Genomic DNA, 13,952 nt, shown 5'->3' on the forward strand with positions numbered 1-13,952 from the left:
GCTACCGGTCGACCCGCTCCCAGCCGTGTCGGGGTTGCGTCGCGCCCGGCGAGCGGGAGTCGCGGCTGCGGTAGACGACGTACGGGCGGAAGAGGTAGCCCAGCGGCGCGCTGAAGGCGTGCACGAGGCGGGTGAACGGGAACAGCGCGAACAGCAGCATCGCGAGCACGACGTGTACCTGGTAGGTGGTCGGCGCCTCGGCCATCAGCTCCGTGTTCGGTCGCAGGTAGGACAGGCTGCGGAACCACGGGGCGATGGTCTCGCGGTAGTTGTGCTCGTGCGGGCCCACCGTGTTCCACAACGTCGCGGCGGTGCCCGCGAGGATGGTGCCGGCGAGGAAGACGTACATCAGTTTGTCGTTGCGGGTGGTGGCCGAGAACACCGGGCCGACGGTGCGCCGGCGCCGGATCAGCAGCACGATGCCGGTGATCGTCATCAGCGCCGCGACCAGCCCCAGGGCGGTGGCCGCGACGTGGTAGCTGTGTTCGCCGATGCCTGCCGCGTCCGTCCAGGACTGCGGGATCAACAGGCCCACGACGTGACCGGCGATCACGAACAGCAGCCCGTAGTGGAACAGCGGACTGCCGATCCGCAGCAGTCGCGACTCGTACAACTGGGACGAGCGGGTGGTCCAGCCGAACTTGTCGTAGCGGTGGCGCCAGACGGTCCCGCCGACGAGGACGACCAGGGCGAGATACGGCAGCACCGCCCACACCATGGTGTTCATCGCTCGACTCCGCCCGCTCGATAGCCGTCCAGGCCGACGTCCTCGCGCGGCGGCCCGGTGTGCGCGAGCGCGCGGGCCTGGGCGCGGTCCGCGGGGGAGGCACCGGGCAGCGTCGCGCACACCGCCTCCAGGACACCCGCGTACGGCGTCCCCGCGTCGAGCAACGCGAAGCGCAACAACTCGATGCCGGGGCGGTGTTCGCCCAGCAGCGCCTCCCCGGCCGCGGCCGGTCCCGGACCGCCGGTGGCGGCGAACTCCAACACCGCGGGCAGGAAGTCCGGCAGTTCCTCGCCGGTGAACTCCAGGCCGTGCTCGCGATAGATGCGCTTGAAGGTCACCAGTGCCTCGCCGCGCCGTCGGGTGTCCCCCTCGCGCCACCAACTCAGGTACAGGCTGCGCCGGTTGCGCAGATCGAAGACGGTCACGTAGTGCGCGGCGAGCTCGGCCGCCGGCCACGCGCACACCTCGTCGAGGAAGTCCGTCAGCAGTGTGCCGGCCGGCCTCGGACCGATCTGTGCCAGCGCGCCGCGCACCAGCGGCACCCGGGAGTGGAAGATCTCGTCCGGGTAGTGCAGGCACAGCGCGGCGGCCTGGCGGATCACCGCCGTCGAGTACCGGTCGTCGAACCGGGCCGCCTTGGCCCGGAACCGCTTGGTGAGCGATCTCATCGGTGCGTGTTCCCCTCTTCGCGTTCGGGGAACAGCCCGGCCGGTCGACCGTTGCCGTCCCAGTTGAGCAGGTTCACTCGGGCGCCGGGGCCCGAGGTGTCCGCGGGCCGGTCGGCGGTGCCGCGGTCGCGCAGGGCGTGGAAGTTCTCCACGCTCACCGGTACCGGTCTCCCGGACGCCTCGCCGAAGGGCCCGGAGCCGCCCATGCCCGGCCCGCCGTCGAAGTCCAGGCTGCATCCGTCGGGCAGTGCGGATTCCTCCAGGCGGCGGGCCTCGCCGATCGCCGCGGTGGGGATCACGTAGCGCTCGTCGTACTTGGCGATCGCCAACAGGCGGTACAGGTCCCGGACTTTCCGCCCGGTGAGGCCGGCCCGTGCGGCCACGGCCTCGTCCGGTTCCTCGTCGAGGTTGATCGCCCGCATATAGGAGCGCATGGCCGCGAGCCGTTCCAGCGCGGCGCGTACCGGCGCGGTGTCGCCGGCGGTGAACAACTCGGCGAGGTACTCGAGCGGGACGCGCAGGGAGTCGATCGCGCCGAAGAGGTTGCCGGCCTCCTCGCCGTCGAAGCCGGTCGAGGTCAGCGCGTCGACCACCGGTGACAGGGGCGGGATGTACCAGACCATCGGCATGGTCCGGAACTCCGGGTGCAGGGGCAGGGCGACCCGGTACTCGGCGATCAGCGCGTGTACCGGTGAGCGGCGGGCCGCCTCGATCCAGGCGCGGGTGATGCCGGCCTCCTCGGCCGCGCGCCGCACGGCGGGGTCCGCGGGGTCGAGGAACACGCCCAGTTGGGCTCGGTACAGGTCCTTGTCGTCCTCGACGGAGGCGGCCGCCAGTACCGCGTCCGCGTCGTAGAGGACGACACCGAGGTAGCGCAGGCGGCCCACGCAGGTCTCCGAGCACACGGTCGGCAGCCCCACCTCGATCCGGGGGTAACACATCGTGCACTTCTCGGCCTTGCCGGTCTTGTGGTTGAAGTAGACCTTCTTGTACGGGCAGGCGGTGACGCACATGCGCCAGCCGCGGCAGTCGTCCTGATCGACCAGGACGATGCCGTCCTCGGCGCGCTTGTACATCGCGCCGGACGGGCAGGCGGACACGCACGAGGGGTTGAGGCAGTGTTCGCAGATCCTGGGCAGATAGAACATGAAGGTCTGTTCGAACTCGAAGCGGACCTTGTCGGCGACCTTCTCCCGGGTCTTGGCCACCATCGGGTCCAGGTGCCCGAGTTCGGCCGTGCCACCGAGGTTGTCGTCCCAGTTGGAACTCCAGGTGATCTCCATCGGCTCGCCGCTGAGCAGCGAGCGCGGACGGGCGACCGGGATGTCGTCGCCGAGCGGGGCGTCGGTGAGGTTGCGGTAGTCGTAGGTCCAGGGCTCGTAGTAGTCCGCGATGGTCGGCATTCTCGGGTTGGAGAAGATCCGCGAGAGTCGGTGCAGCCGTCCGCCGGAAGCCAGTCCCAGCCTTCCGCGCCTGTTGCGCCGCCAACCTCCCTGCCACTGCCGTTGGTCCTCGTAGCGGCGCGGGTAGCCCTGGCCGGGGCGGGTCTCGACGTTGTTGAACCACGCGTATTCGACGCCGCCGCGGTTGGTCCAGGTCTGTTTGCAGGTGACGGAACAGGTATGGCAGCCGATGCACTTGTCGAGATTCATCACCATGGCGATCTGGGCCATCACGCGCATCTCAGTACTCCACGTCCTGCGAGCGGCGGCGGATCACGGTGACCTCGTCGCGTTGGTTGCCGGTCGGACCCAGGTAGTTGAACGCCCAGCTCAGTTGCGCGTATCCGCCGATCAGATGGGTGGGTTTGAGCAGGACCCGGGTGAGGGTGTTGTGGATGCCGCCGCGTTTGCCGGTGCTCTGCGCCTTGGGCACACCCACGGTGCGGTCCTGGGCGTGGTGCATGTAGACGGTGCCGGTGGGCATCCGGTGCGAGACCACCGCGCGGGCGGTGACCACGCCGTTGCGGTTGACCGCCTCGATCCAGTCGTTGTCGCGGACCCCGATCGCCCGCGCGTCGGCGGTGCTCAGCCAGATGCCCTGTCCGCCGCGCGAGAGCGAGAGCATGAACAGGTTGTCCTGGTATTCGGAGTGGATCGACCACTTGTTGTGCGGGGTCAGGTAGCGGACCGTCACCTCGTGGTTGCCGTCCGGGCCCAGGCGGGGTTCGCCGAACAGGCGGTGCATGTCCAGCGGCGGCCGGTAGACCGGCAGCGCCTCGCCGAGTTCGTGCATCCAGTCGTGGTCGAGGAAGAAGTGCTGGCGGCCGGTGAGGGTGTGCCAGGGTTTGAGGTGTTCGGTGTTGAGGGTGAACGCGGTGTAGCGACGGCCGCCTGCCTCGCTGCCGGACCACTCCGGCGAGGTGATCACCGGCTCGGGCCGGGCCTGGGTGTCCGCGTAGCCGATGCGCTTGCCCTCGTGTTCGGCGGCCAGGTGCGCCATCGGTTGTCCGGTGCGCGCCTCCAGGGTGCGGAATCCTTGAACGGCCAACCTGCCGTTGGTCGTTCCGGACAGGGTCAGGATCGCGTCGCAGGCCCGTACGGCGGTGTCGACGAGCGGGCGGCCGTCGGCGACCCCGCCGCGCGCGGTGCCGTTGAGCCGGCGCAGGTCCTCGACCTCGGCCCGCACGTCGAAGGTGATGCCCTTGACCGGCAGGCCCAGCGTCTCGGCGAGCGGTCCCAGGGTCGCCATCTTGGCGGCCACCGCGGTGTAGTCGCGTTCGACCACGGTCAGGTTCGGCATGGTCCGGCCCGGTACCGGCGGGCACCGACCGGCACGCCAGTCCAGCGCGATCCCGCCGGGTTGGGCGATCTCGCCGGGGGTGTCGTGCTGGAGCGCGGTGGCCACCAGGTCGCGGCGGGTGCCCAGGTGTTCGCGCGCCAGTTCGCTGAAGCGCGCGGCGATCGCGTGGAACGTGTCGAAGTCGGTGCGGGCCTGCCACGGCGGGTCGATCGCGGGGGTGAACGCGTGCACGAAGGGGTGCATGTCGGTCGAGGACAGGTCGTGCTTCTCGTACCAGGTCGCCGCCGGCAGCACCACGTCCGACATCAGCGTCGTGGACGTCATTCGGAAGTCCAGTGACAGCAGCAGGTCGAGCTTGCCCTCCGGGGCCTGTTCGCGCCAACGTACGCTCCGCGGCCGGGCGTTCGCCGGCGCCTGCTCGGCGCGCAGCGAACTGTCGGTGCCCAGCAGGTGTTTGGTGAAGTACTCGGCGCCCTTGGCGGAGGAGCCGAGCAGGTTGGAGCGCCACACGGTGAGCACTCGCGGCCAGTTCCGCGGCGCGTCCGGGTCCTCGCACGCGAAGCCGAGTCTCCCGCCGCGCAGGGCCTCGACCGTGTGCTCGACGGGGTCGGCGCCGGCCCGGTCGGCCTCGTCGACCAGGTCCAGCGGGTTGCGGTCGAAGGTGGGGTACGAGGGCATCCAGCCCAGCCGGGCCGACGTCGCCAGGCAGTCCGCGCCGGTCATCCCGGTCAGGTCGCCCGCACCCAGCGGCGAGGCCAGCACGTCGGCGGTGAAGCCGTCGTAGCGCCACTGGTCGGTGTTGAGGTACCAGAACGCGGTGCCGATCATCTGCCGCGGCGGCCGGGACCAGTCGTTGGCGCTCGCGAGGGTGGCCCACCCGGTGGCCGGCCGGCACTTCTCCTGACCCACGTAGTGCGCCCAGCCGCCGCCGTTGCGGCCCTGGCAGCCGGTGAGTTGCAGCAGGGCCAGGAAGGTGCGGTAGATCGTCTCGGAATGGAACCAGTGGTTGGTGCCGGCGCCCATCAGGATCATGCAGCGGCCCTTGGACCGCTCGGCGGTGTCGGCGAACTCGCGGGCGATCTTGACCGTGCGCGCGGCCGGCACCGAGGTGAGCGTTTCCTGCCACGCGGGTGTGCCCGGTTGGGTCGCGTCCTCGTAGCCGGTGGGCCAGGTGCCCGGCAGGCCCTCGCGAGGCACTCCGTACTGGGCGAGGAGCAGGTCGAACACGGTGGTGACCAGGGGACCGTCGGGGGTGAGTCGACGGGCCGGTACACCCCGGCGCAGCACCTCGCCGCGCCCTTGGCCGTGGGCGCCGCCCTCGGTGTCGAAGCGGGGCAGCAGCACCTCGACGCCGTGTGCGCCCGGATCCCGGTGCAGGGTCAGTCGCGGGCGGACGCCGGCCAGGTCGAGGTTCCAGCGGCCCTTGCCGGACTCGGTCCAGCGGAAGCCGATCGAGCCGCCGGGGACGACCGGTTCGCCGGTGCGCTCGTCCAGGAGCACGGTCTTCCAGTCCGCGCCCTCGTCCGCCGGGCCGGCCCGCCCGCCCGGGTGCGCGCCCGCCGCGATCGGGTCGGCGAGATCGGCGGCGCGCAGGAACTTGGCGGGGGTGTACGCGCCGGGCTCGTCGGCGCGTTCGGTCAGGGTGACCAGGAACGGCAGGTCGGTGAACTGCTTGACGTAGCCGTCGAAGAACTCGACGGTCCGGTCGACGAAGCACTCCTTGAGGATCACGTGGCCCATCGCCATCGCCAGTGCGGCGTCGGTGCCCGGGTGCGGGTGCAGCCATTCGTCGGCGAACTTCGCGTTGTCCGCGTAGTCCGGCGCGACCACCACCACCTTCTGCCCGCGATAGCGCGCCTCGGCCATCCAGTGCGCGTCGGGCGTACGGGTGACGGGCACGTTGGAGCCCCACATGAACAGGTATGCCGCGTCCCACCAGTCGCCCGACTCGGGCACGTCGGTCTGGTCGCCGAACACCTGCGGCGAGGCCACCGGGAGGTCGGCGTACCAGTCGTAGAAGGACAACATCGGCGCGCCGATCAGGCTCATGAAGCGCGCGCCGGCCGCGTGCGAGACCATCGACATCGCCGGGATCGGCGAGAACCCGGCGACCCGGTCGGGGCCGTGGGTCTTGATGGTGTGCACGTGCGCGGCGGCGACCATCTCGACCGCCTCGTCCCAGGTCGCCCGGACCAGACCGCCCCGGCCCCGGGCGCGTTGGTAGCGCCGGCGGCGTTCGGGGTCGCCGACCACGTCGGCCCAGGCCAGGACCGGGTCGCCCAGGCGCTGTTCGGCCTCGCGGTACATCCGGAGGAGCACTCCGCGCACGTAGGGGAAGCGCACCCGGGTGGGGGAGTAGGTGTACCAGGAGAACGCGGCACCGCGCGGGCAGCCGCGCGGTTCGTACTCGGGGCGGTCGGGACCGACCGAGGGATAGTCGGTGGCCTGGGTCTCCCAGGTGATCACGCCGTCCTTGACGTACACCTTCCAGCGGCACGAGCCGGTGCAGTTGACGCCGTGGGTGGAGTTGACGACCTTGTCGTGGCTCCATCGCTCGCGGTAGAAGACGTCGCCCTGTCTGCCGCCTTGAAGGTATTGGGTGCGCAGGTCCGGCGAGACCACCGCGTTGCGCCGGAAGAACCGGCCGGTGCGCAGGAGCAGGTCGCTCGCGGGACCGTCCAGGCCGGGTGTCGGGGGCGGGTCGAAGGGCGGTGGGCCGATCGGCGGCGGGTGTGCGGGCGGGGCGTCCCAGGATGGCGGGTCTGCGGGCGATCGGTTTGCGGGCGGGGGCGAACCGTTGTCCATGACGACCCTTCGAGGCGACTGCTCCACGTCCTGAATGCGAGTCAATGTCCTATATATAACGGTTCAGTCATGGGATTCGGGTGCATAGCTCACCGTGTCCGGCCACCTGGGCGCAGAACACGCGAAGGGACCATCACACGTGGAGCAGACTCGGCCCGCGGCTCGGGCGACGGGTGCCCGGGTGCCCCGCGCCGCCTGGGTCAACCTCGCGGTCGCCACCTTCGGCATCCTGATCAACTTCTGGGCCTGGGGCCTGATCAGCCCGCTCGGACCCACCTACAAGGAGGACCTCGGGCTGAGTTCGTTCCAACAGTCGTTCCTGGTCGCGGTGCCGGTCCTGGTCGGCGCGCTCGGACGGATCCCGGCCGGCGCGCTGACCGACCGCTACGGCGCGCGGATGATGGTGCCCGCGATCAGCTTCCTGACCGTGCTGCCGGTGCTGGCGCTGAGCGTGTTCGACTCGTTCGCGATGCTGCTGGTGGTCGGGTTCGTGCTCGGCGTCGGCGGCAGCTTCTTCGCGGTCGGCGTGCCCTACGTCAACGCGTGGTTTCCGCCGGACAAGCGCGGCACCGCGATCGGTGTCTTCGGCATCGGCACCGGCGGCACCGCGATCGCCGCGTTCTTCACGCCCAGGCTGCTGCGCTGGGTGGACGACCCGAACTTCCAGTTCTACCTGGTCGCGTGCGTCCTGGCCGGGTACGGCCTGATCGCCGCCCTGGTGGTGCGGGACGCCCCCGGGCGCACCGTGCCCGATCAACTGTTCGGTCCGCGCTTCACCGCCGCGCTCGAGCAGCCCTCGACGCTGCCGATGGCGCTGCTGTACGCGGTGTCCTTCGGCGGGTTCGTCGCGTTCGGCGTGTACCTGCCGACGTACCTGCGCGAGGTGTACGCGCTGAGCCAGGACTCGGCGTCCACCCGCGCGGCGGGCTTCACCGTGGTCGCGGTGTTGTGTCGGCCGATCGGCGGCGCGCTGTCCGACCGGATCGGGCCGGCGAAGGTGCTGATCGGTTCGTACGCGGTGCTCGGCGTCGCGGCCGTGTGGCAGGCCTTCACCCCGGGCCTGATGCCGCAGGCCACGATCGCCTTCCTGGTGATGGCCGGCATGCTCGGCGCGGGCAGCGGCGCGGTGTTCGCGCTGGTCGCCAACCTGACCCCGAAGGACAAGGTCGGCACGGTCACCGGTCTGGTCGGTGCGGCGGGCGGTCTCGGCGGCTTCGTGCCACCCCTGATCATGGGCTCGGTCTACAGCGGGACCGGCTCGTACGCGATCGGCCTGATGCTGCTGTCCGACGCGGCCTTCGCGGCCATGGTGTACTGCGCGGCGCGGCTGTTGGGGCACGATCGTCGACCCGCCGAATCGACCGAGTCGACCGAATCGACGGAGTCGGGGAAGTCGGCGCAGTGGCGGGCGGGGACGGGCGCCGAGACCCGCTAGCTTCCGGATCCGGCTCGGCGCGCGCGGATCGCCGAACGTGCGCCCGCCGGCCGGTGGTTCGGCCCGCTCAGCACGCCTCCCGGGCGACGGGGCACGGATGTGGCGGGTCGGGCTGCGGGGCCTGGGGTTCGGGGCCGGTACGGGCGCCCGTGCGGGTGGCGCCGATGCCGGCGATCACCACGAAGACGACGCCCGCCGCGGGCACCGGACCGGGTATCTGGTCGAGCACCAGCAGGCCCATCAGGAGCGCGATGGCCGGCTCCAGGCTCATCAGCGTGCCGAAGGCGGACGCGGTGAGTCGGCGCAATGCGAGGAATTCGAGGGTGAACGGCAGTACGGCGCTCATCGCGGCCAGCCCCAGCATGGCCGCGAGCAGGGGCCAGGTCAAGCCGCCGAACCCGGTGGGAGCGGCGACGAGGACGGCGAGAAGGCCGGCCACGGACATCGAGACGGCCAGCCCGTTCAGCCCGGTGACCCGATCGCCGATGTGTTGGGTCAGCAGGATGTACGCCGCCCAACAGGCCGCGGCGGCCAACGCGAAGCCCACACCGACGAGGTCGGTGCCCGCGTGCCAGGGTTCGGTCAGCAGGAGCACGCCCGCGCCGGCCATGGCCGTCCAGCGCCTGCGTCCGCCTCCCGATCCGTACAGGGAGACGGCCAGCGGCCCGAGGAACTCCAACGCACTCGCGGTGCCGAGCGGCAGGCGGGCCACGGCGAGCATGAAGAAGAGCATCATGCCGCCGCTCACCGCGCCGAGCACGACGCACGCCCACAGGTCCCGACCGGTGAAGTCGCGACGGCGCGGGCGGACGAGGACCAGCAGCAGCACGCCGGCCCACGCCAGGCGCAGGCCGGCCGTTCCCAGCGCGCCGAGCCGGTCGATCAGCGGTACCGAGAGCGCCAGCCCCAGTTGCACGGTGGACATGGAGACCACGGCCATCAGGGCTCCGGTCGCCGGGTCGGGCAGGCGCGGCCGGGCGATCGCGAGTCGGGTGCGTGATTGCGGCGTGCTCATGGGATCAAGTAGATGACCTCGACATCGTTCGTGTCCACGTGCCGATTCGAAACATATCGTTCGTGAATCGTGGACAATGAAGGGGTGGAGACCCGACGGCTGCAGATACTGGTGGAACTGGCCCGGCTCGGATCCATGCGCGCGGTCGCGGACATGCTGGAAACCACCACCTCGACGGTCTCGCAGCAGATCGCCGCGCTGGCCCGTGACATGGGCGCCGCCCTGATCGAACCGCAGGGGCGCCGGGTCCGGCTCACTCCGGCGGGGCGTCGACTGGCCGAACACGCCGTGACCATCCTCGCCGCGGTCGAGGCGGCGCGGCACGACCTCTCGCCCGGCGCGGAGCCCAACGGCACCGTGCGCGTCGCCGGGTTCGCCACCGCCATCCGGACCCGCCTACTGCCCGTGGTCACCGACCTCGCCGTCGCCCACCCGCGGGTCCGGGTCCTGATCCGCGAGCACGAACCCGCCGAGGCACTGGAACTGCTGGCGGAGGACGGCACGGACCTGGCGCTGACCTACGACTACAACCTGGCGCCGGCGGCCGAGGATCCGAGCGTGCGGGCCACCGCGCTGTGGACCGCGCGATGGGGGCTGGGCGTCCCGGCGCACGGCGACACCGGCGAGGGGAGGGCAGCGGAGGTGTTCGCCCGCTTCCACACCCACTCCTGGATCGTCAACTCCCGCAACACCGCGGACGAGACCGTCATCCGCACGCTGGCTTCGACGGCTGGGTTCACCCCGCACATCACGCACCAGGCCGACAGCCTCGACCTGGTGCAGGGCATGATCGTCGCCGGTCTCGGGGTGGGTCTGCTCCCTATGGACACCGTGCCGTTGCCGGGTGTGCGGCTGGTCCCGCTCGCCGGCCCCGAGGTGGAACAGCGCGTCTTCGCAATCGCCCGCCACGGTCGGCTGAACTGGCCCCCGCTCGCCTTGGTGACCGACCTGCTCCTGCGGCGGACCGGGTGAGGCGGCTTCCGGCGGACCGGGCGGAGTGTCCTCCGGTGGGGCGAGACGCCCGTTCCGGCGACGCGTGACGCGCGTTCCCGGTCGCGCGTGACGCCTCGTCCGGTGGACCGCGTGACGTCCGCGCCGCCGCCGGCGGGGGCCGGTGCGGCCGTACGGGTGGAATCGCCGGGGCGTGTTCGTGGGCGCGGGGGCCGGGACCGGAGCGGATGGTGATCCTGGCCGGACAAGGTCCCCGTACTCCCGGAAGAGACATCCCGCCATGCGTCGTGCCCCCGCCCGCCGACTCGTCACCGCACTGTGCGCCCTCACCGCGCTGGTCCCGCTCGCCCTGACCGCGCCCGCGGCCCAGGCCTCGCCGCCGACGGCCGCCGTGGTCGCCGCGGACCCGCACAACGACGACCGCCCGCCGCACCACGATCTCGACCCGGCACTCGTGGCCCGCCTCGACGAGGCGATCGAGCGCACCCGCCAGGAGGCCGGCGTGCCCGGCGTGACCGTCGGGTTGTGGCTGCCCGGACGTGGCAATTACGTCCGGTCCACCGGCGTGGCCGACAAGGCGACCGGCGCGCCGATGACGCCCGACCTCAACATGCGGATCGGCAGCGAGACCAAGACCTTCACCATCACCGCCCTGCTGGAACTGGTCGACGACGGACTGGTCGGGCTGGACGACCCGATCTCCGACTACATCGACGGCGTCCCCGACGGCGAACACATCACCATCCGGCAGATGGCGGAGATGCGCAGCGGCCTGTTCTCGTACACCTTCGACGAGGAGTTCGTGACCACCCTGCTGAGTGACCCGACCCGCCCGTTCACCCCGCAGGAACTGCTGGCGTACGCCTTCCGCCACCCGAACGTCTTCGCCCCGGGCACGCAGTTCCAGTACTCCAACACCAACACCGTCCTGCTCGGTCTCGTCGTGGAGAAGCTCGGCGGGATGCCGCTCGCCGACTTCATCCACCGACGCGTCACCGGCCCGGCGAAGCTGCGCCACACCCTGTTCCCGGAGGGCGCCGAGTTCCCGTCGCCGCACGCGCACGGGTACACCGACCAGACGCTGTCCGGCGAGGTCGTCGACGCGACCGACTGGAACCCGAGTTGGGGCTGGGCGGCGGGCGCGATGATCTCCGACCTGCATGACCTGCGCCGCTGGGCCAAGGTGGTGGCCACCGGCACGCTGCTCTCCCCGGCCACCCAGGCGGAGCGGGAGAAGTTCATTCCGGTACCGAACTTCGACGACGCCGGGTACGGCCTGGGCCTGTTCCGGACCCACGGCTGGGTCGGGCACAACGGCTCGCTGCCGGGCTACGAGAGCGTGACGATGTACCTGCCGGAGCAGGACGCCACCATGGTGATCCTGCTCAACACCGACATCCTGCACGACGGTTCCGAGCCGAGCACGCTCTTCGCCAAGGCGATCACGTCCATCATCACTCCGGACCACGTCTACGATCTGCCGCCTCAGGGCTGATCGCGGCGCGGTGGGTGCGACGTGGTGGGTGCGACGCGGTGCGGTGAAGTGCACCGCGACGCAACCCGATGCGCCACGGCGCATCGCACCGCACGGTTCGCACGGCAGCGTGTGCCGCGAGTCGCCCGGATCCGGGGGCTCGTGGCCGCGCCGCCGGCCGCGTTTCGAGGTTCGCACCGCTGTTCGGGCTTTCTCGGTGGCCCGACGGCGCGGTCCTATATCGTGATCCGATATCGGGGTCCGTAATGGATGTGAACCGCGGTGGGGGAGCGAGCGATGGGGATGTCGGCGGCGTCTGCCGAGGCGGGGGAGCTGAAGCGCCATCTGGGCGTTTTCGACGCCGTGGTGATCGGGCTCGGGTCGATGATCGGCGCCGGCATCTTCGCGGCGCTCGCGCCGGCCGCGGGCGCGGCGGGGTCGGGTCTGCTGCCGGCCCTCGCGCTGGCCGCGGTGGTGGCCTACTGCAACGCCACCTCCTCGGCCCGGCTGGCGGCCCGCTACCCGCAGTCCGGCGGCACGTACGTGTACGGACGCGAGCGCCTCGGCGACTTCTGGGGCTACCTGGCCGGCTGGGGCTTCGTGGTCGGCAAGACCGCCTCGTGCGCGGCCATGGCGCTGACCGTCGGCTCCTACGCGTGGCCGGGCCAGGCGCACGCGGTCGCCGTGGCCGCGGTGGTGGCGCTGACCGCGGTCAACTATGTCGGGGTACAAAAGGCCGCGTGGCTGACCCGGGGGATCGTCGCGGTCGTACTCGCGGTGCTCGCCGCCGTGGTCACCGCCTGCCTCGCCGGCGACACCGCGGACGACGCGCACCTGCGGATCGGCGCGGACGCCACGTTCGGCGGGGTGCTCCAGGCGGCCGGTCTGCTGTTCTTCGCGTTCGCCGGCTACGCGCGCATCGCCACCCTCGGCGAGGAGGTCCGCGACCCGAAGCGGACCATCCCCCGAGCGATCCCGACCGCGCTGGGCATCACCCTGGTGGTGTACGCAGCGGTCGCCGCGGCCGTGCTCGCGGTGCTGGGACCCGACCGCCTCGCGCACACCGCCGACCCGCTCGCCGAGGCCGTACGCGCGGCCGGCGTCCCCGAACTCGCCCCGTTGGTACGCGTCGGGGCGGTCGTCGCGGCGCTCGGTTCGTTGCTGGCGCTGATCCTGGGCGTCTCCCGGACCACGCTGGCGATGGCCCGCGACCGGCATCTGCCGCACGTCCTGGCCGCCGTGCATCCGCGCTTCAAGGTGCCGCACCGCGCCGAGCTCGCGGTCGGCGCGGTGGTGGCCGTACTGGCCGGCACGACGGACGTGCGCGGCGCGATCGGGTTCTCCTCGTTCGGCGTGCTGGCCTACTACGCCATCGCCAACGCCAGTGCCTGGACGCTCACTTCGGCCGAGGGCCGCCCGCCGCGGATCGTGCCGATCCTCGGCACGGCCGGTTGCCTGGTGCTGGCCTTCGCGCTGCCCGTGGCCTCGGTGGTGTGGGGGGCCGCGGTGCTCGCGGCGGGCGCGGCCGGCTATGGCCTGCGCAGGAGGTTCGCCCGCGTCTGACGGGTCGTCGGGTCGCCAAGGGCGAACGGCCCGCCGGCTACAGGCGGGACCGGTCCGCTTCGGGCAGCACCTCGCGGGCCAGTTCCGCCAGTGCCCGCCGGTCCTCGGCCAGCGCGGCCCGGCCCGCGTCGGTCGCCCGATACACGCGGCGAGTGCGGCCCTCGACCACCCGCTGCTCCGAGGTCAGCAGTCCGTCCGCCTCCATGCGGTGCAGCGTCGGGTAGAGCGTGCCCGGGCTGATCCGGTAGCCGTGACCGGCCAGTTCCTCGGCCATCCACGCACCGTGGATCTCGTCCTCGGCCGCGTGGTGGAGGATGTGCAGCCGCACCGCACCTCGTTGGAACTCCCGCACCCGTCGACCACCCCTTCCCGGGTCACCCGCCAGGTGACGCATCCGATATCGAACTCCGATACTACGGGCGGTCGGTGGCGGTGTGCGTCGGGTCGTTCGCGTCGCCGTTCGGCCCGGTTTCGGGAGGGGTCGGGCGGGTGCGGCGGCGACTTTCGGCCGGGCCCGGACGCGGTGGTGTGCTTCCGGTTGCGTGGGAACCGTGAAATCCGATTACTCGACG

The 13,952-nt window shown here is 71.6% G+C and carries 10 protein-coding genes; 4 read left to right on the forward strand and 6 right to left on the reverse strand.

The window, feature by feature from the left end; genetic code table 11:
- Nucleotide 1: 1 nt before the first annotated feature.
- From narI to ACWCPW_RS26650, 4 genes are read right to left on the reverse strand one after another with little or no spacing between them, the layout of a single operon-like run.
- Nucleotides 2-727, reverse strand: a complete 726-nt coding sequence (gene narI / locus ACWCPW_RS26635) for a respiratory nitrate reductase subunit gamma (RefSeq protein WP_449764107.1) — start codon at nt 725-727, stop codon at nt 2-4.
- The gene (narJ, locus tag ACWCPW_RS26640; protein WP_449764108.1) at nt 724-1,395 is read right to left on the reverse strand and encodes a nitrate reductase molybdenum cofactor assembly chaperone; all 672 of its coding nucleotides are present in this window, start codon (nt 1,393-1,395) and stop codon (nt 724-726) included. Before narJ ends, narI begins: the two co-directional genes overlap by 4 nt.
- The gene (gene narH / locus ACWCPW_RS26645) at nt 1,392-3,077 is read right to left on the reverse strand and encodes a nitrate reductase subunit beta (protein WP_449764109.1); all 1,686 of its coding nucleotides are present in this window, start codon (nt 3,075-3,077) and stop codon (nt 1,392-1,394) included. Before narH ends, narJ begins: the two co-directional genes overlap by 4 nt.
- A 1-nt stretch (nt 3,078) precedes the next feature.
- Nucleotides 3,079-6,987 carry a nitrate reductase subunit alpha gene (locus ACWCPW_RS26650; RefSeq protein WP_449764110.1) on the reverse strand — a complete coding sequence of 1,303 codons (3,909 nt, stop codon included), beginning with the start codon at nt 6,985-6,987 and terminating at the stop codon, nt 3,079-3,081.
- A gap of 94 nt (nt 6,988-7,081) precedes the next feature.
- On the opposite strand from ACWCPW_RS26650, the gene ACWCPW_RS26655 reads away from it, so the two are divergent.
- Nucleotides 7,082-8,377 carry an MFS transporter gene (locus tag ACWCPW_RS26655; RefSeq protein ID WP_449764111.1) on the forward strand — a complete coding sequence of 432 codons (1,296 nt, stop codon included), beginning with the start codon at nt 7,082-7,084 and terminating at the stop codon, nt 8,375-8,377.
- 67 nt (nt 8,378-8,444) lie between these two features.
- Here the strand turns inward: ACWCPW_RS26655 and ACWCPW_RS26660 are convergent, their stop codons facing one another.
- Nucleotides 8,445-9,392, reverse strand: a complete 948-nt coding sequence (locus ACWCPW_RS26660; RefSeq protein WP_449764112.1) for an EamA family transporter — start codon at nt 9,390-9,392, stop codon at nt 8,445-8,447.
- Between the two features lie 69 nt (nt 9,393-9,461).
- On the opposite strand from ACWCPW_RS26660, the gene ACWCPW_RS26665 reads away from it, so the two are divergent.
- The 3 genes from ACWCPW_RS26665 to ACWCPW_RS26675 all read left to right on the forward strand — a co-directional run bounded on the left by ACWCPW_RS26665 (nt 9,462) and on the right by ACWCPW_RS26675 (nt 13,380).
- A complete protein-coding gene (locus ACWCPW_RS26665; protein WP_449764113.1) occupies nt 9,462-10,364 on the forward strand; it encodes a LysR family transcriptional regulator in 903 nt (300 codons plus the stop codon).
- 259 nt (nt 10,365-10,623) lie between these two features.
- Nucleotides 10,624-11,838 (forward strand): serine hydrolase domain-containing protein, encoded by a 1,215-nt coding sequence (locus ACWCPW_RS26670; protein ID WP_449764114.1) that lies wholly within the window; start codon nt 10,624-10,626, stop codon nt 11,836-11,838.
- Nucleotides 11,839-12,114: 276 nt separating this feature from the next.
- Complete coding sequence (locus ACWCPW_RS26675; protein ID WP_449764115.1) at nt 12,115-13,380, forward strand: APC family permease; 1,266 nt, start codon at nt 12,115-12,117, stop codon at nt 13,378-13,380.
- A gap of 37 nt (nt 13,381-13,417) precedes the next feature.
- Here ACWCPW_RS26675 and ACWCPW_RS26680 read toward each other — a convergent pair whose 3' ends face one another.
- A complete protein-coding gene (locus ACWCPW_RS26680; RefSeq protein WP_449764116.1) occupies nt 13,418-13,708 on the reverse strand; it encodes a PadR family transcriptional regulator in 291 nt (96 codons plus the stop codon).
- Between the last annotated feature and the right edge of the window lie 244 nt (nt 13,709-13,952).

It is taken from the genome of Embleya sp. NPDC001921, assembly GCF_053594475.1.

What these genes read in the sequence shown, in the direction of transcription:
- narH (WP_449764109.1), bottom strand. Translation starts at nt 3,077, where the DNA reads ATGCGCGTGATGGCCCAGATCGCCATGGTGATGAATCTCGACAAGTGC.
- narI (WP_449764107.1), bottom strand. Translation starts at nt 727, where the DNA reads ATGAACACCATGGTGTGGGCGGTGCTGCCGTATCTCGCCCTGGTCGTC.
- ACWCPW_RS26675 (WP_449764115.1), top strand. Translation starts at nt 12,115, where the DNA reads ATGGGGATGTCGGCGGCGTCTGCCGAGGCGGGGGAGCTGAAGCGCCAT.
- narJ (WP_449764108.1), bottom strand. Translation starts at nt 1,395, where the DNA reads ATGAGATCGCTCACCAAGCGGTTCCGGGCCAAGGCGGCCCGGTTCGAC.
- ACWCPW_RS26670 (WP_449764114.1), top strand. Translation starts at nt 10,624, where the DNA reads ATGCGTCGTGCCCCCGCCCGCCGACTCGTCACCGCACTGTGCGCCCTC.
- ACWCPW_RS26660 (WP_449764112.1), bottom strand. Translation starts at nt 9,392, where the DNA reads ATGAGCACGCCGCAATCACGCACCCGACTCGCGATCGCCCGGCCGCGC.